Origin of the sequence: Streptomyces sp. MMG1121 (assembly GCF_001280015.1) — a bacterium.
In the GTDB taxonomy this organism is placed as follows: domain Bacteria; phylum Actinomycetota; class Actinomycetes; order Streptomycetales; family Streptomycetaceae; genus Streptomyces.
The window spans coordinates 154,022-174,217 of record NZ_LGDV01000213.1 but is presented as its reverse complement, the minus strand read 5'-3'; the positions used below and the strand labels follow the sequence as shown (position 1 = coordinate 174,217).

General features: G+C 71.7%; 22 protein-coding genes and 1 pseudogene. 7 read left to right on the top strand and 16 right to left on the bottom strand.

Translation table 11 applies throughout. The features are described from left to right. Positions 1-6: 6 nt before the first annotated feature. Complete coding sequence (locus ADK64_RS30465) at positions 7-579, bottom strand: TetR/AcrR family transcriptional regulator (protein WP_053664171.1); 573 nt, start codon at positions 577-579, stop codon at positions 7-9. Between the two features lie 110 nt (positions 580-689). On the opposite strand from ADK64_RS30465, the gene ADK64_RS30460 reads away from it, so the two are divergent. After that, positions 690-1,574, top strand: coding sequence for an SDR family oxidoreductase (locus ADK64_RS30460; RefSeq protein WP_053664169.1), 885 nt, complete (start codon positions 690-692; stop codon positions 1,572-1,574). A gap of 445 nt (positions 1,575-2,019) precedes the next feature. Then, positions 2,020-3,981 carry a S53 family peptidase gene (locus ADK64_RS47705; RefSeq protein WP_234384757.1) on the top strand — a complete coding sequence of 654 codons (1,962 nt, stop codon included), beginning with the start codon at positions 2,020-2,022 and terminating at the stop codon, positions 3,979-3,981. Positions 3,982-4,008: 27 nt separating this feature from the next. Here the strand turns inward: ADK64_RS47705 and ADK64_RS47700 are convergent. Next, a pseudogene (locus tag ADK64_RS47700) lies at positions 4,009-4,194 on the bottom strand (SDR family oxidoreductase); the annotation flags it as partial. Here ADK64_RS47700 and ADK64_RS47695 point away from each other — a divergent pair. Continuing rightward, positions 4,183-4,431 (top strand): hypothetical protein, encoded by a 249-nt coding sequence (locus tag ADK64_RS47695; RefSeq protein ID WP_053664167.1) that lies wholly within the window; start codon positions 4,183-4,185, stop codon positions 4,429-4,431. The pseudogene ADK64_RS47700 and the gene ADK64_RS47695 sit on opposite strands and share 12 nt — an antisense overlap. 38 nt (positions 4,432-4,469) lie before the next feature. Here the strand turns inward: ADK64_RS47695 and hypE are convergent, their stop codons facing one another. The 6 genes from hypE to ADK64_RS30420 form a co-directional block, all read right to left on the bottom strand. Beyond that, a complete protein-coding gene (gene hypE / locus ADK64_RS30445; protein ID WP_078992937.1) occupies positions 4,470-5,459 on the bottom strand; it encodes a hydrogenase expression/formation protein HypE in 990 nt (329 codons plus the stop codon). A gap of 91 nt (positions 5,460-5,550) precedes the next feature. Next, a complete protein-coding gene (gene hypD / locus ADK64_RS30440) occupies positions 5,551-6,672 on the bottom strand; it encodes a hydrogenase formation protein HypD (protein ID WP_053664163.1) in 1,122 nt (373 codons plus the stop codon). Further along, positions 6,669-7,007, bottom strand: coding sequence for a HypC/HybG/HupF family hydrogenase formation chaperone (locus ADK64_RS30435; protein WP_053664161.1), 339 nt, complete (start codon positions 7,005-7,007; stop codon positions 6,669-6,671). Before ADK64_RS30435 ends, hypD begins: the two co-directional genes overlap by 4 nt. A 10-nt stretch (positions 7,008-7,017) precedes the next feature. Next, complete coding sequence (gene hypF, locus ADK64_RS30430; protein ID WP_053664159.1) at positions 7,018-9,384, bottom strand: carbamoyltransferase HypF; 2,367 nt, start codon at positions 9,382-9,384, stop codon at positions 7,018-7,020. After that, positions 9,381-10,148: a hydrogenase nickel incorporation protein HypB gene (gene hypB, locus ADK64_RS30425; RefSeq protein ID WP_053664157.1), complete on the bottom strand. Its 768-nt coding sequence runs from the start codon at positions 10,146-10,148 to the stop codon at positions 9,381-9,383. The genes hypF and hypB overlap by 4 nt, the downstream gene beginning before the upstream one ends. A 3-nt stretch (positions 10,149-10,151) precedes the next feature. Next, positions 10,152-10,541, bottom strand: a complete 390-nt coding sequence (locus ADK64_RS30420; protein WP_053664155.1) for a hydrogenase maturation nickel metallochaperone HypA — start codon at positions 10,539-10,541, stop codon at positions 10,152-10,154. 77 nt (positions 10,542-10,618) lie between these two features. Between ADK64_RS30420 and ADK64_RS30415 the strand changes: the two genes are divergently transcribed. Beyond that, positions 10,619-11,026, top strand: a complete 408-nt coding sequence (locus ADK64_RS30415; RefSeq protein ID WP_053664153.1) for a helix-turn-helix transcriptional regulator — start codon at positions 10,619-10,621, stop codon at positions 11,024-11,026. Here ADK64_RS30415 and ADK64_RS49185 read toward each other — a convergent pair. The 8 genes from ADK64_RS49185 to ADK64_RS30380 form a co-directional block, all read right to left on the bottom strand. After that, positions 11,002-11,118 (bottom strand): DUF6893 family small protein, encoded by a 117-nt coding sequence (locus ADK64_RS49185; RefSeq protein ID WP_420713058.1) that lies wholly within the window; start codon positions 11,116-11,118, stop codon positions 11,002-11,004. The genes ADK64_RS30415 and ADK64_RS49185 overlap by 25 nt on opposite strands. A gap of 2 nt (positions 11,119-11,120) precedes the next feature. Continuing rightward, the gene (locus tag ADK64_RS30410; protein WP_053664151.1) at positions 11,121-11,651 is read right to left on the bottom strand and encodes a hydrogenase maturation protease; all 531 of its coding nucleotides are present in this window, start codon (positions 11,649-11,651) and stop codon (positions 11,121-11,123) included. Continuing rightward, positions 11,648-13,057, bottom strand: a complete 1,410-nt coding sequence (locus tag ADK64_RS30405; protein WP_053664149.1) for a hypothetical protein — start codon at positions 13,055-13,057, stop codon at positions 11,648-11,650. Before ADK64_RS30405 ends, ADK64_RS30410 begins: the two co-directional genes overlap by 4 nt. Continuing rightward, on the bottom strand, positions 13,054-13,704 hold the full coding sequence (locus ADK64_RS30400) for a DUF6084 family protein (protein WP_053664147.1): 651 nt from the start codon (positions 13,702-13,704) through the stop codon (positions 13,054-13,056). The genes ADK64_RS30405 and ADK64_RS30400 overlap by 4 nt, the downstream gene beginning before the upstream one ends. After that, on the bottom strand, positions 13,701-14,333 hold the full coding sequence (locus tag ADK64_RS30395) for a DUF5947 family protein (protein WP_053664144.1): 633 nt from the start codon (positions 14,331-14,333) through the stop codon (positions 13,701-13,703). The genes ADK64_RS30400 and ADK64_RS30395 overlap by 4 nt, the downstream gene beginning before the upstream one ends. After that, complete coding sequence (locus tag ADK64_RS30390) at positions 14,330-15,208, bottom strand: NifU family protein (protein WP_053664142.1); 879 nt, start codon at positions 15,206-15,208, stop codon at positions 14,330-14,332. The genes ADK64_RS30395 and ADK64_RS30390 overlap by 4 nt, the downstream gene beginning before the upstream one ends. Before the next feature lie 25 nt (positions 15,209-15,233). Continuing rightward, positions 15,234-17,015 (bottom strand): nickel-dependent hydrogenase large subunit, encoded by a 1,782-nt coding sequence (locus tag ADK64_RS30385; protein ID WP_053664140.1) that lies wholly within the window; start codon positions 17,013-17,015, stop codon positions 15,234-15,236. 82 nt (positions 17,016-17,097) lie between these two features. Next, positions 17,098-18,180, bottom strand: a complete 1,083-nt coding sequence (locus tag ADK64_RS30380; RefSeq protein WP_053664138.1) for a hydrogenase expression protein HypE — start codon at positions 18,178-18,180, stop codon at positions 17,098-17,100. A gap of 209 nt (positions 18,181-18,389) precedes the next feature. On the opposite strand from ADK64_RS30380, the gene ADK64_RS30375 reads away from it, so the two are divergent. From ADK64_RS30375 to ADK64_RS30365, 3 genes are all read left to right on the top strand, one after another. Next, positions 18,390-18,827 (top strand): TIGR03618 family F420-dependent PPOX class oxidoreductase, encoded by a 438-nt coding sequence (locus tag ADK64_RS30375; protein ID WP_053664136.1) that lies wholly within the window; start codon positions 18,390-18,392, stop codon positions 18,825-18,827. Between the two features lie 100 nt (positions 18,828-18,927). Beyond that, entirely contained in the window at positions 18,928-19,266 is a 339-nt protein-coding gene (locus tag ADK64_RS30370; protein ID WP_053664134.1) for a PadR family transcriptional regulator, read from the top strand. Next, the gene (locus ADK64_RS30365) at positions 19,263-20,159 is read left to right on the top strand and encodes a hypothetical protein (protein WP_053664131.1); all 897 of its coding nucleotides are present in this window, start codon (positions 19,263-19,265) and stop codon (positions 20,157-20,159) included. Before ADK64_RS30370 ends, ADK64_RS30365 begins: the two co-directional genes overlap by 4 nt. The last annotated feature ends 37 nt before the right edge of the window (positions 20,160-20,196 follow it).

Below are 20,196 nucleotides of genomic sequence, written 5' to 3'. Positions count from 1 at the left end.
CAGGTACTAGCCGAGTGCGGCCGCCGCGGCTCGGAGTTCATCGAGGGCGTGGCCGGTGAGTTCGGCCAGCGTCTGCCGGTTGGCCGGATCGGCCCACTGCTCGAAGGCGTCGTAGAAGGCGCGGATGCCGAGCTCGGCGGCGAGGCTCGCGGTCGGCTCCGGTACGCCGCGCTCGCGGAGTGCGTCGGTCACGGCCCCGGCCAGCCTGGCGCGCTTGAAGGCGGCGCGCTCCTGCAGCTCGCTGTTGGCGGCCATGACCGGGCGGAGCTGGGCGCTGAACGCGCGGCGGTCGTCCGTGAAGGTGGCGGTGATGGCGTCGAGGGCCGCCCGGACCGCGTCGAGAGGTGTGGCCGGGCCGGGTGCCGCGGTGATCGCGTCGGCGAGGAGCCGGGCGTGCGTGTCCTGGCCGGCGAACAGCACTTCCCGCTTGTCGGGGAAGTGCCGGAAGAAGGTGGTCTTGGTCAGACCGGCTCGATCGGCGATCTCGTTGACGGTGGTGGCGTCGTAGCCCTGTTCGGTGAACAGGTCGAGTGCGGCGCGCACCAGCCGTTCCCGTGCGTTCGGTTCCCATCGAGCCATGGGAACAGCATAAGTGATGTGACTTGGTACCGTCATCTCGAGTATGGTGATGGAACCAAGTCACATCACTTCGTCCCGCCCGGGCGGAGCCACGTCCCAGGAGGCCACTCATGCGTGTATTCGTCACCGGCGCCGGCGGTCACATCGGATCCGCCGTGGTGCCCGAACTGATCCGGGCCGGACACCAGGTCGTCGGCCTGGCCCGGTCCGCGGCCTCGGCCGCCGCGGTCGACGCCATGGGCGCAGTGGTGCGCCGCGGCGACGTCGACGACCTGGACGGTCTGCGGGAGGCCGCCGTCGACGCGGACGCGGTCATCCACCTCGCGTTCGACCACGGAGCCATCGCCGCCGGGAAGTTCGCCGACGCGGTGGCCGCCGACCTGACCGTGGTGCGGACGCTCGGCGACGCGCTGGCCGGCACGGGCAAGGCACTGATCGGTGTCGGCCTGACGCGCACCGGCGACGCGAAGCGCGACAGGGCGATCGACGCCAACCCCCGGTCCGCCGTCGCGCGGGCGATCACCGGCTTCACCGAACGCGACGTGCGGACCGTGCTCGTCGCGATCCCGCCCGTCACGCACAGCGCGCGGGACAGGACCGGCTTCATCCCCACGCTGATCAAGATCGCCCGCGACACCGGCGTCTCCGGCTACGTCGGCGACGGCGCCAACCGCTGGCCCGCCGGTCACGCCCTGGACGTCGGTCACCTGTACCGACTGGCGCTGGAGAAGGCCCCGGCCGGCTCGCAGCTGTACGCGGCGACCGAGGAGGGCATCACGGTGCGTGAGATCGCCGAGACCATCGGCCGCCATCTGGACGTCCCGGCCGTGAGCATCCCGCCCGAGCGGGCCGCGGACCACTTCAGGGCCTTCCCGTTCATCACGCTCGACATCACGATGTCCCACACGGACACCAGGCGGTTGCTGGGCTGGGAGCCGTCCCACCCCGGCCTGATCGCCGACCTGGAGGACGGCCACTACTTCGCCACCGACTGACGCCGGGCCAGCCGTGGCCGATGGCATCACTTCGCCGGGCGGCGTGCGCGCGAGCGCGGACGGTGTCGTCCACGCCGTCGGTCAGCCTGCCGGCCGTCGGTCTCCAGGCCCCGGTCGATGGCGTCGGAATGTTCCCTCAGCCGGTCGATCTCCCGGCGCAGCCAGGACCCGGGACCGGTGGCGCGTCCGGCGCGCGGGTGAAAGTCGCGCGGCACCCGGTGGCGGGTGCCCGACGGGCGGCACGGCACCATGTCGCGCCTGCCGCCGGTGTCCAACCGCCCCGGCCCCGCAACCCGACTGTGCTCGGCAGATCACTGCAACCCGGGGCCCCGGTGCCACGTCATACGAGGAGCGGGGCCGGGATCCGCCGGGTGCCGGAGCGATCGGGCTGGGCTGGGGGACAGACGTGGCAAGAGCGTTGTCGAAGAGGTGGGGAGTGGCTTCCGTGACCGGAGGCCGTCGCAGAGCCGCAACCGCCTTGGTCGGCTGTGCCGTTGTGGTGGCCGCCGGAGCGGGGCTGGAGGTGCCCGGCACCGCACAGGCGGCGTCCACCGCGCAGGTGCCGGGAACGGCTGCCCCCGCTGTGTACGCCGGGCCCCTTGCCGGTGCCGTGTCGGCGTCGCAGCATCTGACCGTCCAGGTGTGGCTGAAGCCTGATCTGGCCGGAGCCGCCAGGTTCGCCGACGCGGTCGCCACCCCGGGCAGCGCCGAGTTCCACCACTATCTGAGCCCCCGTGCCTACACCGACAGATTCGGTCCTTCCGCCGCACACGCCAAGGCGCTTGCGGCGTGGCTGAGCGCCGAGGGCCTGACACAGGTCCACGTCAGCGGCGACCGTGACTACGTCTCCGCGACAGGGCCGGTGTCGCAGGTGCAGTCGGCATTCCAGGTACGGATCAACCGGTATCGGGGCAAGGACGCGAACGGCAGGCCCAGGGTGATCCAGTCCAACGACCGTGACGTGTCGGTGCCGGCCGCGCTGGCGCCCGAGGTGCTGGGAGTGACCGGGCTGGGCGGCCCCCGGCCGGCCGCGCCCCGGAGCGCGGCCATGCTGGCGGCGGGCCGGTCCGCCGAGGCGGTGAAAGCACCGGCCTGCTCCCGGTATTGGGCGCAGCGCACACAGACCTTCCACCCGGCCTACCGAGGGCTGACCCAGGGATCGCTGCCGGTGTGCGGCTACACCGCCGGCCAGATCCGTGCCGCCTACGGGGCGACGTGGACGGACACCGGCAAAGGCCAGACCGTGGCGCTGACCGAGGACGAGACGCCGACCGCGATGTTCCAGACGCTGAAGGACTACGCGAAGGCCAACCACCTCCCCGCACCGAAACCCTCTCAGTTCCGGGAAGTCCGGGCGGGAAAGTCATGTGGCACCACCCCCGCCCCCACGCACGGTGCGGCGCAGTCCGCCGCCGTCAATGACGAGGCGGAGATGGACTCCGAGGCCGTCTACGCTCTGGCGCCGGACGCCAACCAGCTGATGGTGATCGGAGAGGGCTGCGACGAGGATCAGGCACTGCTCGACGCCGCTCTCGCCGTACTGACCGGCGACGGGCACCGGCCCAGCGCCTCCATCGAATCCAACTCGTGGCAGATTCCCCTGGGCGAGGTGCCGGAGCAGACCGTGCACGCCATCGACCTGCGGGCCGCTGCCGAGGGGGTCGGTGCGTACTTCGCCTCCGGCGACACTCCGGGCCTGACGGCGACCGACTCCGACCCGTACGTCATGGCGGTCGGTGGCACCAGTCTCGGCATCGGGGCGGCGGACAACCGGGTGTTCGAGACCGGATGGTCCGACGACTACGGTTCCCTGGACCACGGCAAGTGGACCGACCTGGGCGTCAGCGGGGGCGGCGGAGGCACCAGCCTCGACTACGGACAGCCCGCCTACCAGAAGGGCGTCGTCCCCGCGTCGATGTCGCGCGTCCGGATCGGCAAGCGGATCGCCACCGACCGGGCCGTGCCCGACCTCGCCGCCGACGCCGACCCCGACACCGGCCTTCTGACCGGGTACACCGAGTCGGTGGGCAACGGGAAGCCGGGACCGTACCGGACCATGGTGAACGCAGGCACCAGCCTGGCGTGCCCGCTGATCGCCGGCCTCGTCGCCGACGCTCAGCAGGGCCGCACATCGGCGTTCGGCTTCATCAACCCGCTGATCTACCGGCTCGCCGGCACCCGGGCGTTCCACGACATCCTGCCGGTCAGCGCGTCGGCGCCCCAGCAGAACCGGGGTGCCTACCTCCCGGCGAACGGACCGGCGGACAGCGCGGGCGTCGACGTCTTCGACTCCCAGGAACACGCCTACACCCAGCAGGTCACCGCCAAGGGCTACGACACCATGACGGGCCTCGGCACCCCGAACGGCGCCGCCTTCATCACCGGACTGCGCCACGCCGCACACTGACCGGCCGACACGGCCGTAGCGGGCGGGCAGGGCGATGCCGGCGTTGCCGACGAGCACGTCGAGTCCGCCGTCGGCCTCGATCTGGGCGAAGGCGGCCGCGGCCGCGGCGTCGTCCGTGACATCGAGCTGGACGAAACGGGCACCGGATTCCTCCGCGGCCGTCCGGCCGCGGGCCTCGTCGCGGGCACCGATGTACACGTCGTGCCCGACGGCGAACTCCGGGACTCCGACGCCCCGGCCCCACTCCCGGACCTGCCGGAACGCAAGGTCGTCGACCACCCCGCGGTCGGCCGGACCGCGCTCGACTGCGACACGCTCCTCGTCGCCCTGGACGATCTGCGCACCACGGTCCGCACCGCCGAACCCGGCACCGAGGACGCCGAGCGCCTCGCCCTCGCCCCCGTTCTGGGCACCCAGGCGGATCACCTCAAGGACATCGGGGTCTCGTAGGGCGGTCTCGAACGTTCCCTCCGCGCGCCCCCGGTCCCTCAGCAGATCCTGGGCAGTTGTTCCCCGAGAGGCATGTCCACCACGCGTGTTCCGCCCAGGCCGGTGGCGGAGACGACCATGCCCGGATGGTCGGTCACACACCGGCCGATGGCCACCGCCTCCTTGCCGAGGGGGTGCGCGCGCAGGGCTGCCAGGCACTCGTCCGCCTGATCCGGCGGGACGAAGGCGACGAGCTTTCCCTCGTTGGCGACGTAGAGGGGGTCCAGGCCCAGCAACGCGCACGCGTTGGCGACCGTGTCCGGGACCGGGAGGCGGTCCTCGCGCAGGACGATCCCGACGCCGGACGCGGCAGCGATCTCGTTGAGCGTGGTGCCCAGCCCGCCGCGCGTCGGGTCGCGCAGGACATGGACGTCGGGGCAGGCGGCGAGCAGATCGACGACCAGGTCGCCCAGCGCAGCGGTGTCGCTCTCGATCTCCACGCCGAACTCCAGGCCCTCGCGGACGCTCATGATGGCCACGCCGTGCACCCCGATGAGGCCGCTGACCAGGACGACGTCGTCCGGCTGGGCGCGCCCGGGACCGATGTCGACGCCGTCGGGGATCCTGCCGATGCCGGCGGTGTTGATGAACACGCCGTCCCCGTGCCCGGCTTCGACCACCTTGGTGTCCCCGGTGACCACGGTGACCCCGGCCTTGCGGGCGGCTTCGCCGAGGTCATGGGCCACCCTGGCGACGACGGCGAGTTCGACGCCCTCCTCCAGGATGAAGCCGCAGGAGAGGAAGAGCGGGCGGGCGCCGGCCATGGCGAGGTCGTTGACGGTGCCGTTGACGGCCAGGTCGCCGATGCTGCCGCCGGGGAAGAACAGGGGTCGCACGACGAAGGAGTCCGTCGAGAAGGCGAGCCGTTCGGCGGACGCGGGCAGGCGGGCGGAGTCGCCGAGTTCGGCAAGGATCTGGTTGCCGAAGGCTGGGGCGAAGAGATGCTCCACCAGCTCGGCGGAGAGGGTTCCGCCACCGCCGTGGCCCATGACGATCCGCTCGTGGTCGCGCAGTGGCGCGGGGCAGGTCCAGCCGGAGAAGTCGGCCGGTGGGTACTTCGAGCCCGCTGCGTCGGGTGCGTCAGCCAAGGGAACTCGCCTCCTCCCTGGGCGGGACCTCGAGCCTGCGGTACAGGTAGTAGGCCGCGCAGGCGCCCTCGCTGGAGACCATGGTGGCGCCGAGCGGGTTGCGCGGGGTGCACTGTTTGCCGAAGGCGGCGCACTCGTGCGGCTTGATCAGCCCCTGGAGGACCTCGCCGCTGCGGCACACGGTGGACTCGCGGGTGTTGATGCCGGTCACCGAGAAGCGGTACTCGGCGTCGTAGTCCCGGTACTTGGGGGAGAGCCGCCAGCCGCTGCGGGGAATCATGCCGATCCCGCGCCAGGACCGGTCGGTCACCTCGAAGACGTCGGCGAGCATCGCCTTGGCGGCGGGGCTGCCACCCGGCTGAACGGCACGCGGGTAGGCGTTCTCGACGGTGTGCCGGCCCTCCTCCAACTGCCGCACCGCGCGCCGGATTCCCTCCAGGATGTCCAGCGGCTCGAAGCCGGTGACCACGATGGGAACCTTGTGGCGTTCGGCGAGTTCGGGGTACTCGGCGGTGCCCATGACCGTGCAGACGTGCCCGGCCGCGAGGAACGCCTGCACCCGGCAGTCGGGAGCGTTCATGATGGCGTCGATCGCCGGCGGTACCCGGACGTGGGAGACGAGCAGGCTGAAGTTGGTGATGCCGAGCTTCTTCGCCTGGTAGACCGTCATGGCGTTGGGCGGCGCGGTGGTCTCGAACCCGATGCCGAAGAACACCACCTGCCGGTCGGGGTTGGCCTCGGCGAGGCGCAGTGCGTCCAGCGGCGAGTACACCACCCTGATGTCCCCGCCCTCGCTCTTGACCTTGAACAGATCACGGCCGCTGCCGGGTACCCGGAGCATGTCGCCGAAGGAGCAGAAGATCACCTCGGGACGGGCGGCGATGTCCAGGGCCTTGTCGATGATCTCCAGAGGGGTGACGCAGACGGGGCAGCCCGGACCGTGGATGAGCTGGATCTGCCCGGGCAGGAGTTGATCGATGCCGTGCCGGATGATCGAGTGGGTCTGCCCACCGCACACCTCCATGAGGGACCATGGGCGGGTCGTGATCGCTCTGATGTCGTCGAAGAGGCGCTTCGCGAGCACGGGGTTGCTGAACTCGTCGAGGTACTTCATGACCGTCCTTCCTCGTCGGCGGACTCCGTGGCATGGGGTGCGGTGTCCGCGGGACGCTCCGCACCGGCGTCGCGGGCCGCTTTGGCCCAGGCGTCGCCGAACTCCTCCTCCAGCACCCCGAGGTTCTCGAAGAGTTCCAGCGTCTGTTTCGCCGACTCCTCGTCCAGTCGCTGCAACGCGAAGCCCACGTGGACGATCGCGTAGTCGCCGACCTGCATGTCGGGTACGTATTCCAGGCACACGTCCTTGACGACTCCGCCGAAGTCGACCTTCGCCATGCGCGTCGCGTCCCGTTCCTCGATCTCCAGCACACGGCCGGGAACGGCCAGGCACATGATGAGCTCCTCACTCTCCGGTCCGGGCGGCGACGATCAACTGGCCGAGGGCCAGGCCGCCGTCGTTGGGGGGCACCCTGTGGTGCGCGAGTACGGTGAAGCCGTCCTGTTCCAGTGCGGTGCGGCAGCCCGAGACGAGCAGGGTGTTGCAGAACACCCCGCCCGACAGGGCCACCGTGTCGAGTCCCGTGCGCACTCTGGCCGCGTCGCACACGTCGTGGACGAGGGCGACGACGGCGTCGTGGAAGCGGCGGGCGACGCGCGGCGCCGGGACCCCGGCCAGGGTCTCCACGGCCACGGCCGCCAGCACCGGCCCGGCGTCGGCCACCAACGGGGCTTCCCGCGCTTCGGATTCCGGGTGCAGAGCGAACCGGTAGGCACCGCCGGCGGTGCTGTCGCCGTCGGACAGCGCAGCGTTCTCCAGCTCCATCGCGGCCTGCGCCTCGTAGGCGACCCGGTGGCAGACCCCGGTGAGGGAGGACACCGCGTCGAAGAGGCGGCCCATGCTGGAGGTCGGCACGCAGTTGAAGTCGCGCTCCAACTGCCTTCTCAGCAGGGACCGTTCGTCCGCGGTGGTGACGGCGACGCTCGGCAGGTCCGCGCTCCAGGGCAGGCCGGCCGCCCACAGGTGGGCGAGCGCCATCCGGTACGGGTTGCGTACCGCCGCGTCACCGCCGGGCAGCGGGACGTAGCCGAGACGGGCGAAGCGCCGGTAGCCGGCGTAGTCGGCCAGCAGCACCTCGCCGCCCCAGACCGCGCCGTCGTCGCCGTATCCGGTGCCGTCGAAGGCGACGCCGATCACCGGGCGGGAGCCGTCGAGACCGTGCTCGGCCATGGCGGAGGCGATGTGCGCGTGGTGGTGCTGTACGCGTACGACCGGCAGGTCACGCGCCTGTCCCGTGCGGACCGCCCACTGGGACGACCGGTAGCCGGGGTGGAGATCGGCCGCCAGGAGGCGCGGGGTGACGCGGGTGAGGTCCGCCAGCTGGGCGGTGGCCCGCTCGAACGCGGTCAGCGTGGCCAGGTCGTCCATGTCGCCGACGTGCGCGGAGAGCCAGGCGTAGCGGTCGTCACCGACGCAGAAGGTGTTCTTCAGGTCGCCGCCGACCGCGAGTGCGGGGACGACGGGTGCGGGCAGCGCGACCGGGAAGGGGGCGTAGCCGCGGGAGCGCCGTACGGGCAGTTCCGCGCCGTCGCAGACGCGGACGACGGAGTCGTCGCACGGCACGTGGATGGGCCGGTCGTGCAGCAGCCAGGCGTCGGCCAGGCCGTCGAGCCGGACCAGGGCGTCCCCGTCGTCGGTGGCGATGGGCTCGCCGGCCCGGTTGCCGCTGGTCAGCACGAGCACGCTGGGGCCCGGCGGATCGCCCGGCAGACCGAGCAGCAGCCGGTGCAGCGGGGAGTACGGCAGCATGACGCCGAGGTCGGGGCTGCCGGGCGCGACCTCGGCTGTCACGTCGGGCGGGGCGGGATCGCGGCGGCGCAGCAGGACGATCGGTTTGCGCGGGCCGAGCAGGAGGGCGCGCTCGGCATCGCCGACACGGGCGATGCGTTCCGCCGTGACGAGGGAGTCGGCGAGCACCGCGAAGGGCTTGGCGCCACGGTTCTTGCGTTTGCGCAGGGTGCGTACGGCGAGCGGGTCGGAGGCGTCGCAGGCCAGGTGGTAGCCGCCGATCCCCTTGACGGCCACGACGGCCCCGTCCGCCAGCATCCGCCGGGCCTCGGCCAGCGCCTCGGCGTCGCGTACGGCACCGGGCGCTCGTACGGCGTCGGGCAGGGTGTGGGTGGTGCCGGGTGCGTGCAGCAGGGCCAGGCGCGGGCCGCAGTCCGGGCACGCGATGGGCTGGGCGTGGAAGCGGCGGTCGGCGGGGTCCTCGTACTCGCGGGCGCAGTCGGGGCAGAGGGGGAAGCCGGCCATGGTGGTGGTGGCCCGGTCGTAGGGCAGGCCGGTGATGATCGTGAAGCGGGGGCCGCAGTGGGTGCAGGTGATGAACGGGTGCCGGTGGCGGCGGTCGGCGGGGTCGGCGAGTTCGGCCAGACAGGCGTCGCAGGTGGCGGTGTCCGGGGAGACCAGGGTGCGGCCCGGTCCGGCGCCGGAGGGCCGGATGGTGAAGCCGCTGTCGTGGCCGAGGGGGACGGCGTGGTGCGCCACGGACTCGACGAGGGCCAGGGGCGGCGCGCGTGTGCCGATCTCCGCGCAGAACGCGTCCACGGCGGCGGCCGGGCCCTCGACCTCCGCGTCCACACCGCGGGCGTCGTTGGCGACCCAGCCGGTGAGCCCGTGCTCGGCCGCGAGCGCGTGCACGAACGGGCGGAAACCGACACCCTGGACGACGCCCCGTACGGTGACGTGCCGACGCGCGCGGGTCGTGGTCATGGCAGGCCGGCCGCCCCGGGGCCGGTGTCCGCGGACGCGGGACGCGGGTGGTCGTGGTGGTGCGGGGGGCGGTCATGTGCCCGCGCGAGTACGGGCTCGTGCGGGGTCCCGCCGTCGGCGCAGGCCAGTGCGTGGGCGAGGAGCGCGTCGACGCCCTCGCCGGTGCGTGCGGAGGTCTCGATGACGGGAACGCCCGGGTTGACCTGCCGTACGCCCGCCAGGAAGGCCGGCCGGTCGAAGCCGACGGCCTCCGCGAGGTCGCTCTTGGTGATCACGACGGCCTGGGCCAGCCCGAAGGCGGCCGGGTACTTCAGCGGCTTGTCCTCGCCTTCCGTCACCGAGACCAGCACGATCCGCAGGGTCTCGCCGAGGTCGTAGGAGGCGGGGCAGACGAGATTGCCGACGTTCTCCACGAACAGCAGCCGGGTGCCCTCGGGGAGCCAGGGTTCGAGCCGGGCCTGGAGCAGCGCGGCCTCCAGATGGCACAGGCCGTCGGTGAGGATCTGCTGGACGGGGGCCCGGGAGCGGGCCAGGCGCCGGGCGTCGTTCTCGGTGGCGAGGTCGGCGGTGACGGCGGCGACCGGCGTGCCGCGCTCGCGGGCGCGGGTGAGCAGCAGCTCCAGCAGGGCGGTCTTGCCGCTGCCGGGGCTGGACATCAGATTGACGGCGGTCGTGCCGTGCCGGTCGAGGTAGCGGCGGAGCGCGGTGGCGTTCTCGTCGTTCCTGGCGAGTACGGCTCGGTGCAGATCGACCGAGCGGCACATGGGCTACCTCCCGGTGGTGGAGTGCTCCGTGACGGGGACGGCGGGGTCCGGCGCGGGGCGGGGGTCCGTGACCAGCCGGACGATCTCCAGTTCGCGGCCGGAGAGCAGGACGAGCGGCCGACCGCACGGGTCGCACCAGAGCATCGGCGGCATCCCGGTGGGGCCCGCGTGGCCGCAGCCGTCGCAGCGGGCCCGTCCCTCAACAGTCTCGATCAACAGGTCCGCGCCCGCCAGCGGGGTGTCCTGGGTAGCCACCGCGAACGCGAGGTCCAGCGCCTCGGGAACGACCGCGGCCAGCTCACCGATCCGCAGCGTCACCGAGCGGACGAGGTCCGTGCCCACGAGCGGTGTCACCGCGTCGACGACGGCCGTGGCGATCGACAGTTCGTGCATGGCCCTCACCTCCCGTGCGTCCCGTCCGCGCCCGACGAGTGGGGAGGGGCGGGGCGGGTGGCTAGGCTGGAAGAGCGATGAACGCACACGAGACCGAGCGCCGGATGCTGCTCACCCCGGTCCTGCTCCTGCTGCTGGCCGAGCGTCCCGGACACGGCTACGAGCTGGTGCAGCGGCTGGACCCGATGGGCTGGCCGGAGACGGAGTCCGCACACGTCTACCGGGTGCTGCGCGGGCTGGAGGCGTGCGGTTCCGTGGTCTCCCGCTGGGACGCCTCCGACCACGGACCGGCGCGGCGCGTGTACACGCTGACCGACCAGGGCGCCATGGAACTCGCGCTGTGGTTCGTCCGCCTGGGCGAACTGCACGGCATCCTCCATGTCTTCCTCGAACGGTATGTGCAACTGAAGGACGCGGCGGGCCCCGTCGGCGGCCCGGAGCCGGAACCTCCGGCGCACCGCTACATGCGTCGGATCCGCAAGTAGCGCTGTACGTCCGGCAGGTTGCGCGCCATCTCGTAGGCGATCACCAGACCGGCCGCCAGGCCGATCCACGTCAAGCCCGAACGTGCCCACATCGTCAGCTCCTCGTCGTTGGGTGTGCGGCCCGGTGGGTGAGACCGAGCACGAGATCGACCGCCGGGTCCACGGCTCGCGCCACCGGCGGGGTGAGCCCCAGGCCGTCGCCGACGTCGCCGGGTTCGCACCCGACCACGTAGACGTGATCCGGCAGGCTGCCGCCCACCGCGGCGCGCAGGCCGTGGACCAGGCGCAGTACGGCCGCCGGATCCATGGAGTGGCCGTCCATGGCCACCCGCCCGGGGGCGGTGTCGTCGGCCGCGGGGTGGCCGGCGTCGATGGTGTAGAGCGTGCCGGGCGGTCCGTCCCGGTGCACCGCGTCCACCAGGACGAGGGTGCCGCAGCCGTCCAGCAGCCGGTAGGCCAGGTCCAGTCCGCGGATCCCGGCATCCACCAGTTCGACCCCGGCCGGCAGTGCGGCAAGGGCGCGGCCGGCCAGTCGCCGGACGGTCTCGACGCCGAATCCGTCGTCGCGCCGGAAGATGTTGCCGACACCGGCCACCAGCACGGCCGGGCCGGGGTCCCCGGTCACGGCGTCTCCCCGGTGAGCGGCGCGACCTCGTCCGGCTTGAAGTACAGGAACCGGCCCTGGGCGCGGCGCAGATCCGTGCCGGGGTCGTCGTCCAGGACCACCGCGAGGTGCGTCTCCCCGTCCAGGTCGGTCACCACGGCCTCGACGGTGGCGTGCCGCCCGCGCAGGAAGATGTCCTGGGCGTCGCTGCGGCGAAGACCCGGCGTGAGCACGACGCGGCTGCCGGCGCCGAGCGGTACGCCGTGCACGACGACCGTGGCGGCCCCGTCCGGGGACCCGGGATCCTGCTCCGGGTCCCACCAGGGGTGTCCTGTCCCACCGGGCAGTTCGAGCCCCTGGCCGGGCCGGGTCCCCGGCTCCGGGGCGAGGTCGCGCAGCTCGCGGATCGCGCCGTGCAGCCGGTCCCGCACGGCGGCCGGCATGTCGTCGACCAGGTCGATGACCTCGGCGGCGCGCGGGTCGGTGCCCCGTGCCTCGCGCTTCTCCCGGTCGGTGAGGGCAGCGGTGCGCAACGAGAGGATCTCGTCGATCTCCGTGGCGTCGTAGAGCGGGCCCGGGCTCTCCTCGGCGAGTGCGGGATGGTCCTCGAGGATGATCGGCGCGGACAGCACGACGTCGTCGCTGTGGTGGGCACCGGCCAGGACCGGCCAGGTGTGGTCGTTGTGACACTCCGCCACCTCGGGCCGCGCCCACTCCGGCGGATCGGTCATGGACAGGAAGTGGCCGCCCGGCGCGGCGAGCAGCAGATGGGTGCCGATCATGGAGTGGGCGAGAGCCGCTGCGCGGTCGGTACCCGCGTCGGTGGTTCGGGTGGTGTTGCGCACGGTGACGGTGAGCCGGAGCACGCGGTAGGGGCCGGGCACCTCCGCCAGCTCGGGGCTCAGCGTCCCGGTCACCCGTGCGGTACGCCGCACCAGTCGCCCCACGGTCCGCCCGGCCGGGTCCGTCACCGGTTCGCGGCTGGTGCCCGCCGGAAGGTCGAAGGCGACGTCCCAGTCCTCGTCGTCCGAGGTCAGGTCCCGGGCGGGCAGATGGATCCGGACCCGCTCCTCGGCTCCCTCGTCCCACGGCACGAGGATGCGGTCGTGCAGCTCCAGTTCCGGTACCTCGGTGTACGTTCCGCCGGCCCCGAGGCGTTCGACGGTGCGCCGTCGCACCCGCAGGAAGCGCAGTTCGGCGTCCACCCTCGGCGCGCCGCGCGGTTCCAGCAGGCACTGCGTGCGCTGGGTGCTGCTCTCGCCGAGGGCGGAGGCGGTGGGCGGGGCGAGGACGCCGAACTGCCACCGGACGCGGTTCTTGGCGGCCGAGGCACGGTAGGGGTAGAGGACGTAGCCCTCGTAGAGGACGGCGTCGGCGACCGCGCGTGCGTGGTCGAGGGTGTCGTCGGTGTGCACGGCTCGGCTCATGGTGGCGGGCCCCCTTTCGTCCGGCCGGCGGCGAGGAGTTCGGCGAAGACCTGCTCCCAGGAGGGCAGGGCGCGCTCGGACCGGTAGCGGCGCAGCGCCTCCAGACAGTCGTCGCGCACGCGGATCCACCCGGTGCCGGGGAAGTAGGCGTCGATCAGCTCCCGCCACACCCGCACGGGCATGCGGTACGCGGACTCCTTGTGCCAGGGGACCGGTTCCGCGTGGAAGCCCTGGGGGCCGATCGTGAAGACGGTGCCGGAGTACAGCAGCAGGAGCGGGATCTCGCCCCCGGCGAGCGCACGGAAGTAGGACGCGGAGGCCACTTCCGTGTCGTAGGTGCACGGCACCGGCAGCTCGACCTCGGTTGCCCCGGTGAACCCGGGAACGGCGAGGGACGCGTGCGCGAACTGCAGGGGTTTGAGCGTGGTGTCCCAGCGACCGGGTTCACCGAAGAGGTCGGCGAGCATGTCGATCTCCTCCGGTGCGTAGGTGCGGCGAGCGGGCTCGATGCGGATCTGGCAGCGCAGCGCGATCGCGTGGACGGGCCGGTGGTCGCTCTCCTCGATCCGCAGCCCGAACAGGAGGGTGGGACTCGCACCGTACGGTTCGGGCCGTACGCCGGTGCAGCTGAACTCCAGGTCGGTCACGGCGCGCCCCCGGGGTCGTCCGGCAGCGTGCGGGCGGCGGAGCGTACGCGCTCGAAGAACGCCGCGAGGTCGGCACGCGCCTCGGCGCCGCCGTCGAAGCCCTTCCAGTGCAACCGCATCCGGCCGACCAGTTCGTAGCAGACGTCGACCGGCACGAGCGCGCACAGGGTGGGCCCGCCGCGCTCCTGGTGGACGAGGAGGGCCTCCACGTCGGGTTCCAGCAGCGCGGCCAGCCGGGTGCGGCCGAGGACGTCGTCCCAGGCCTGGGGATCGAGTTCGCTCTCGGTGGCGCCGGCCGGGCTGGGGTAGAAGGCGCAGAGCCGGTCCAGGACGGAATTGCGGAAGAAGAAGGCGAGGCCGACGGGGATCTGGAGCCGGCTCCGGTCCCGCTCGTCCAACTGGAAGGACTCGTCGAGGAGATAGCGGCCGGGCACCGCACGGAACCGGCCCTGCCCGGCACCGGGCCGGTCGAGCAGCAGGTGACAGGCCGGGCACACGCACTTGAGGCTGCGCTGCCGGGTGTCGACGAGGTGCCGGTGCTCGGCGGGCAGCGGCTCGTCGCACAGCTCGCACCGCTCGCCGCGCCGCTCGGGCCGGCGGGTGAACTGCCGCAGGACCTCGGCGGTCACGGCACGGCCTCCTGGCGTTCGGGCAGAGCCACGCGCACGGCTCCCGCGTCCTCCAGCAGGGGCAGCGGCTCCAGGTGCCCGCGCGTGCCGGTGCCCGCGTGCCGTACGTCGTACTCGGCCGCACAGCCGGCACAGCGCAGCAGGTCACCGGCCAGGGCCGCTTCGGCGAGCCGGGTACCGCAGCCCGGACAGCGGTCGCGGTAGGCGTACAGACCGCCCGGCAGCCGTACGAACAGCAGGGTGGTGCCGTCCACCTGCACCGTGGCGAAGGCGTGCTCTCGGGCGGGCAGGCGGTCGGCGCGGACGGAGTGCCAGTGCGCGGCCGGGCCGGGTGCGTCCTCGGGCCGGTGGGGGAGGATCTGCAACAGGTGCGGTCCGGTGGCGTCGGTGGCGCCCTCGACGTCGACGCGGGCGATCTCGGGTGCGACGCGGGCGACGGCCTCCTCGATGGTCCAGCGCACGGTCTGGGCCGAGGAGGGGCAGCCGTCGCAGCTGCCGCGCAGCCGCAGCCGCAGGACGGGGCCGTCCGCCGTGCCGTCGTCGAGACCGAGGACGTCGACGTCGCCGGCGTGGGAACCGAGGTAGGGACGCACCTTGTCCAGGGCGTGCTCGACCCGGGTCAGGGTGTCCTCGGGGTGCAGGTCGTGCAGGATCAGCAGGTCGGCGACGAGTTCGTCGGCGGCGAGCACGGCCAGGGGGTCCGCTCCGTGCGGGGCGTTGCCGAGCAGCCGGACCGCGCGGGACAGACCCTCGCCGTAGAACTCGACGAGGGTGCGGACCAGTTCCTCGGCGGTCGCGCGGACCTGCGGATCGGCCGTGCGCGCGACTTCGTCCAGGAGAGCGGCGATCCGCTCGCCCGTGTCCTGTCCGGCCATCGACGGCCCCTTTCCCCGCGTCGGGTCAGACGGCGAGCCCGCTCAGGCCGGTGGGCATGTGTGTGTGCTCCACGGTCCGGCCGCCGCCGACGTACATGTGGACGCCGCAGGGCAGACAGGGGTCGAAGCTGCGCACGGCGCGCATGATGTCGATGCCCTTGAAGTTCTCCGGCGGGTTCTCCTCGAAGATCGGTGTGTTCTGCACCGCGTCCTCGTACGGGCCCGGCGTGCCGTAGGAGTCGCGCACACTGGCGTTCCAGGGAGTCGGCGGGTACGGGTGGTAGTTGGCGATCTTCCCGTCGCGGATCACCATGTGGTGGCTGAGCACGCCGCGCACGGCCTCGGTGAAACCGCAGCCGATCGACTCGTCGGGGACGTCGAACCGCTCCCAGGTCTGGGTGTGGCCGGCCCGGATCTCGGCCATCGCCTGTTCGGCGAAGTGCAGGGCGGCGGCCGCCGCGTAGGCCTGGAAGTAGGTGCGGGCCCGATTGCGTTCGATGGCGTTGCTCCACTTCGGGATGTGCCACTCCAGGGTCGTCTCGGGCTTGGTCATGGTGCGCGGCAGGTTGATCACCACGCTGTCCCCGGTGGCCTTCACGTATCCGATGTCCACCAGCCCGGACAGCGCCGTGGACCACAGGCGGGCGATGGGACCGCCGCCGGTGTCCAGGGCGAGGTAGTTCTCGCCGTCGAACCAGCGCGGGGACATCACCCAGCTGTACTTGTCCTCGAAGTCCCGTTTCTGCGGGGCGGGGACGGTGTGCTGGTTCCACGGGTGGCGTTCGTCGACCGGATTGCCCAGCGGATCGAACTCGACGAACTTCTCCATACCGGCCCAGTCCTCGTAGTAGGAGCTGCCGAGCAGGATGCGGATGCCGAGGTTGATCTCGGTGAGGTCGTTCGTGACGAGCTCGCCGTCGACGATGACACCGGGGGTGACGAACATCCGCCGACCCCAGTCGGTCATGCGCGCGTAGGTGAAGTCGCAGTACTCGGGGTCGTTGAGCGCGCCCCAGCAGCCGAGCATGACGCGGCGTCGGCCGACGTTCTCGTATCCGGGCAGGGCCTCGTAGAAGAAGTCGAAGAGGTCGTCGTGGAGCGGGACGACACGCTTCATGAACTCCACGTACCGGGTCAGGCGGCTGAGGTAGTCGGTGAACAGCTGGACCGTGGCGACCGTGCCGACACCGCCCGGGTAGAGGGTGGAGGGGTGCACATGGCGGCCCTCCATCAGGCAGAACATCTCCCGGGTGTAGCGGCTGACCTGGAGGGCCTCGCGATAGAACTCGCCCTCCAGGGGATTGAGCGAGCGCATGATGTCGGCGATGGTCCGGTACCCGTGGTCCGCCGCGTGCGGCGCCTCGGTCCGCTCGGCCAGTTCCAGGACACCCGGATTGGTCTCCCGGACCATCTTCTCGCAGTAGTCCACCCCGACGAGGTTCTCCTGGAAGATGTTGTGGTCGAACATGTACTCCGCGGCCTCGCCGAGGTTGATGATCCACTCGCCGAGATGCGGGGGCGCGACGCCGTACGCCATGTTCTGGGTGTACACCGAGCAGGTGGCGTGGTTGTCGCCGCAGATGCCGCAGATGCGGCTGGTGATGAAGTGCGCGTCACGAGGATCCTTGCCGCGCATGAAGATGCTGTAGCCGCGGAAGACCGACGAGGTGCTGTAGCACTCGGCGACCCGTTTGGCCTTGAAGTCGATCTTCGTGTGGATGCCGAGGCTGCCCACGATGCGCGTGATGGGGTCCCAGGACATCTCCACGAGGCCGCCGCCGGCCGGTTTGCCCGTCACCGTCGCCATGATGCCGCTCCGATTTCCTGTCGAGTGCTGTGCGCGGCGCTCACGCGGGTGGCGTGGTCCGCGCAGGTGTCCGCCCGGCCGGTCACCATGGCGCCCGGTAGCCGGTGCTGAGCTTCTCGCCCTTGGTCCGCCACTTGGGTTCCCTGTCCACGGTCTTCTCCGTGAAGTGCCGCAGTCGCCGAACGACCGAGCCGTAGACGCTGCTGGCTGTCGAGGAGACGTGTCCGCCAGGGGGTTCGTCCATGAACGGCATGAACTTGTCAGGGAATCCGGGCATCGTGCAGGCGATGCAGATACCGCCGACGTTCGGGCAGCCGCCGACCCCGTTGATCCAGCCCCGCTTGGGGACGTTGCACTTGACCACGGGGCCCCAGCAGCCCAGTTTCACCAGGCACTGCGGCGATCCGTACTCCTCCGCGAACTGTCCCTGTTCGTAGTATCCGGCCCGGTCACAGCCCTCGTGCACCGTGGCGCCGAAGAGCCAGGTCGGCCGCAGTTCCGCGTCCAGCGGGATCATGGGTGCCGCGCCGGTGGCCTGGTAGAGCAGGTAGAGCAGTGTCTCCGAGGCGTTGTCCGGGTGCACCGGACAGCCCGGGATGCACACGATCGGGATTCCGGCCTGGGACTTCCATTCCCAGCCCAGATAGTCGGGCACGCCCATCGCACCGGTGGGGTTGCCCGCCATCGCGTGGATGCCGCCGTACGTGGCGCAGGTGCCCATCGCCACCACGGCGAGCGCCTTCGGCGTGAGGCGGTCGAGCCACTCGCTGGTAGTGATCGGCTGGCCGGTCTCCGGGTCGTCGCCGAAACCGCACCAGTACCCCTCCGCCTTGACCTTCTCGTTGGGGATGGACCCCTCGACGACCAGGACGAACGGGTCGATCTCGCCCCGTTCTCCCTTGAAGAACCACTCGATGAACGTGTCCGCTCCCTGGACCGGCCCGCACTCGAAGTCGATCAGTGGCCAGTGCACGGCCACCTTGGGGAGCCCGGGCAGGGCTCCGAGCGCGAGCTCTTCGATGCTCGGCTGGGTCGCGGCGGTCAGCGAGACCGAGTCCCCGTCGCAGCTCAGCCCGGCGTTGATCCACAGAATGTGTACGGTCGGTTTGTCCTGCTGATCGGCGAATGCGGCTGATGAGGCCACAGTGTCGGTCGAGGCGTTCATAAGCCCTCCTCGGATCCGCGCAGGGCACAGAACGGCTGGAGTCAGCCTTTTTCCCGGTGTATCACCGCCGCCGGGCGGCGGGTAAGTGTGATCTGGCCTTACGGAGGCTGTTCCGATGTCCCGCCGGGGCCCGACAGCCCGCTGGATCCGTGAGGAGAACGGCTGTGACACAGTGGCTCCGCAAGAGATGATCAAGGCAAGGAGCGGTCATGGCAGCGGAGTTGACCGAGCTGGTACGCAAGCGGCTCGAGGAGCCGAACTTCTGGTACGTGGCCACGGTGACACCGGACGGGGCGCCGCATGTCACGCCGATGTGGGTGGGGCTGGAAGACGGGCTGATCGTCTTCAACACCTCGGTCGGCCGGGTCAAGGAGGAGAACCTCCGCAATGACGCCCGGGTCTACTTCTCGCACGCCGACGCCGAGAACCCCTACGACCGGGTGCAGATCTCCGGCCGCGCGGTGCGCTTCGTGGAGGGCGAGGAGGCCGAGCGCGGCATGGACCGACTGGCCCGCAAGTACCTGGGCCTGAACGGGTATCCGTGGCTGGTCGAAGGCGAGCAGCGGGTCCATGTCGTGGTCGAGCCGGAGCGCGTGCGGCACATCGTGGGCGTCGAACCGTTCCGGCCTGGAGTCGTCCCCTCTTGAGCCTGACAAGGTGATGGCCCGCGTCGTCGTGGGTCCGGCCTGACCTCCCGGCCGCCACCGCCCAGGCGGTATATGCCGGTGGGTGACTTATGGTGGGGGCATGAGTGACCGTGCGATGCAGGAACCGACGCTGCTGCTCCTGACCGCGCTCGCGGACGAGCCACGCCATGGCTATGCGATCGCGCGCGAGGTGGAGAAGATCTCGGGCGGGCGGGTGACGATGCGGACCGGCACCTTGTACGGCGCTCTGGAGCGACTGCTGCAGCAGGAGCTGATCGAGGTGCACAAGGAGGAGGTCGTCGAGAGCCGACTGCGCCGCACCTACACGCTCACCTCCGCCGGCCGCCAGGTCCTGGCCGCCGAGGCCGAGCGAATGGTCGCCACCGCGCACGAGGCCACCCGGCGCCTGGGCGCAGCCGGGGAGGCGGCCACCGCATGAACTCCTTTCTCCTGCGCTTGTACCCGGCGGACTTCCGCCGGGTGTTCGGCGACGAGATAGCCGAGTCATACCGGGAGGCGACCGAGGGGGCCGGTCGAACGGCCCGCCTGCGTGAGGCCTCTGACGTCGTCGCCCACGCCCTGCGACTGCGTCTCGGTGTCGGCTCGGCCTACCCCGGTGGCCGGCTCTTCGCCGCGGTCGCCCCTTTCGCGCTGGCCGCGACGGCCGCGTACGCCGCCTTCAACCTCATCTCGACGCTTGGCGACATGTACGCCATCGGCGACCCCGCCTTCCTCGCGCCGCTCGTCTACACCATGAACGGCTGCTACCTTCTGGCGCTCCTCGGCGCCGTCGTCGCGCTGGGCGGCCGCTTCGTCCCCGGTGCGCTGTGCGCGCTGGCCGGAATGGTGGGCGCCTCCGTCTGCTTCGTCGCCCCGCTGGGGCTCTGGTCCGACCTGCCTCAGCCGTTCGCATTCGCGTCCTTCCTGCTCGCTCCGGTCCTGGTGGCCGCCCTCCCGCTGGCCTGCCCGCCCGATCTGCGCCCGGCCCGCCGCGTGCGCAGTGCCGCCGGGATCGTGGCCCTCGTGATCTGGGCCCTGCTGCTGTTGGCGGCCGTTGTCGTGATCGACCCGAGCGGTCTCGGCCTCGTCTTCTGCTGGCGCTACGGCGTCCCGATGCTCGCCGCCCTGGCCCTGGCAGGCCGCCCGGCCTTCGCCCGGATCCGCACCGCCGGCCGATTCACCTGTGCCGCCGTACCGTTCCTCGTCACGGGGTACTACGCCGGAGTGGTCCACAACGAGGAACTGCTCCCGCTCCTCGGTGCCCTCGCCGTCACCGCCGTAACCCTCCGCCTCCGCCGGGGTGGCGACTCCGGCACGGCGAACTCCGTTTGACATGGCCTGAGTTGACGGCGGCAACGGGTGGCGACCC

What these genes read in the sequence shown, in the direction of transcription:
- ADK64_RS30390 (WP_053664142.1), bottom strand. Translation starts at nt 15,208, where the DNA reads ATGGCCGGACAGGACACGGGCGAGCGGATCGCCGCTCTCCTGGACGAA.
- ADK64_RS30370 (WP_053664134.1), top strand. Translation starts at nt 18,928, where the DNA reads ATGAGTGACCGTGCGATGCAGGAACCGACGCTGCTGCTCCTGACCGCG.
- hypF (WP_053664159.1), bottom strand. Translation starts at nt 9,384, where the DNA reads ATGACCACGACCCGCGCGCGTCGGCACGTCACCGTACGGGGCGTCGTC.
- hypE (WP_078992937.1), bottom strand. Translation starts at nt 5,459, where the DNA reads ATGGGCCACGGCGGTGGCGGAACCCTCTCCGCCGAGCTGGTGGAGCAT.
- ADK64_RS30365 (WP_053664131.1), top strand. Translation starts at nt 19,263, where the DNA reads ATGAACTCCTTTCTCCTGCGCTTGTACCCGGCGGACTTCCGCCGGGTG.
- hypB (WP_053664157.1), bottom strand. Translation starts at nt 10,148, where the DNA reads ATGTGCCGCTCGGTCGATCTGCACCGAGCCGTACTCGCCAGGAACGAC.
- ADK64_RS30435 (WP_053664161.1), bottom strand. Translation starts at nt 7,007, where the DNA reads ATGTGCCTGGCCGTTCCCGGCCGTGTGCTGGAGATCGAGGAACGGGAC.
- ADK64_RS49185 (WP_420713058.1), bottom strand. Translation starts at nt 11,118, where the DNA reads ATGTGGGCACGTTCGGGCTTGACGTGGATCGGCCTGGCGGCCGGTCTG.
- ADK64_RS30380 (WP_053664138.1), bottom strand. Translation starts at nt 18,180, where the DNA reads ATGAACGCCTCGACCGACACTGTGGCCTCATCAGCCGCATTCGCCGAT.
- hypD (WP_053664163.1), bottom strand. Translation starts at nt 6,672, where the DNA reads ATGAAGTACCTCGACGAGTTCAGCAACCCCGTGCTCGCGAAGCGCCTC.
- ADK64_RS30415 (WP_053664153.1), top strand. Translation starts at nt 10,619, where the DNA reads ATGAACGCACACGAGACCGAGCGCCGGATGCTGCTCACCCCGGTCCTG.
- ADK64_RS30385 (WP_053664140.1), bottom strand. Translation starts at nt 17,015, where the DNA reads ATGGCGACGGTGACGGGCAAACCGGCCGGCGGCGGCCTCGTGGAGATG.
- ADK64_RS30405 (WP_053664149.1), bottom strand. Translation starts at nt 13,057, where the DNA reads ATGAGCCGAGCCGTGCACACCGACGACACCCTCGACCACGCACGCGCG.
- ADK64_RS30420 (WP_053664155.1), bottom strand. Translation starts at nt 10,541, where the DNA reads ATGCACGAACTGTCGATCGCCACGGCCGTCGTCGACGCGGTGACACCG.
- ADK64_RS30375 (WP_053664136.1), top strand. Translation starts at nt 18,390, where the DNA reads ATGGCAGCGGAGTTGACCGAGCTGGTACGCAAGCGGCTCGAGGAGCCG.
- ADK64_RS30460 (WP_053664169.1), top strand. Translation starts at nt 690, where the DNA reads ATGCGTGTATTCGTCACCGGCGCCGGCGGTCACATCGGATCCGCCGTG.
- ADK64_RS30465 (WP_053664171.1), bottom strand. Translation starts at nt 579, where the DNA reads ATGGCTCGATGGGAACCGAACGCACGGGAACGGCTGGTGCGCGCCGCA.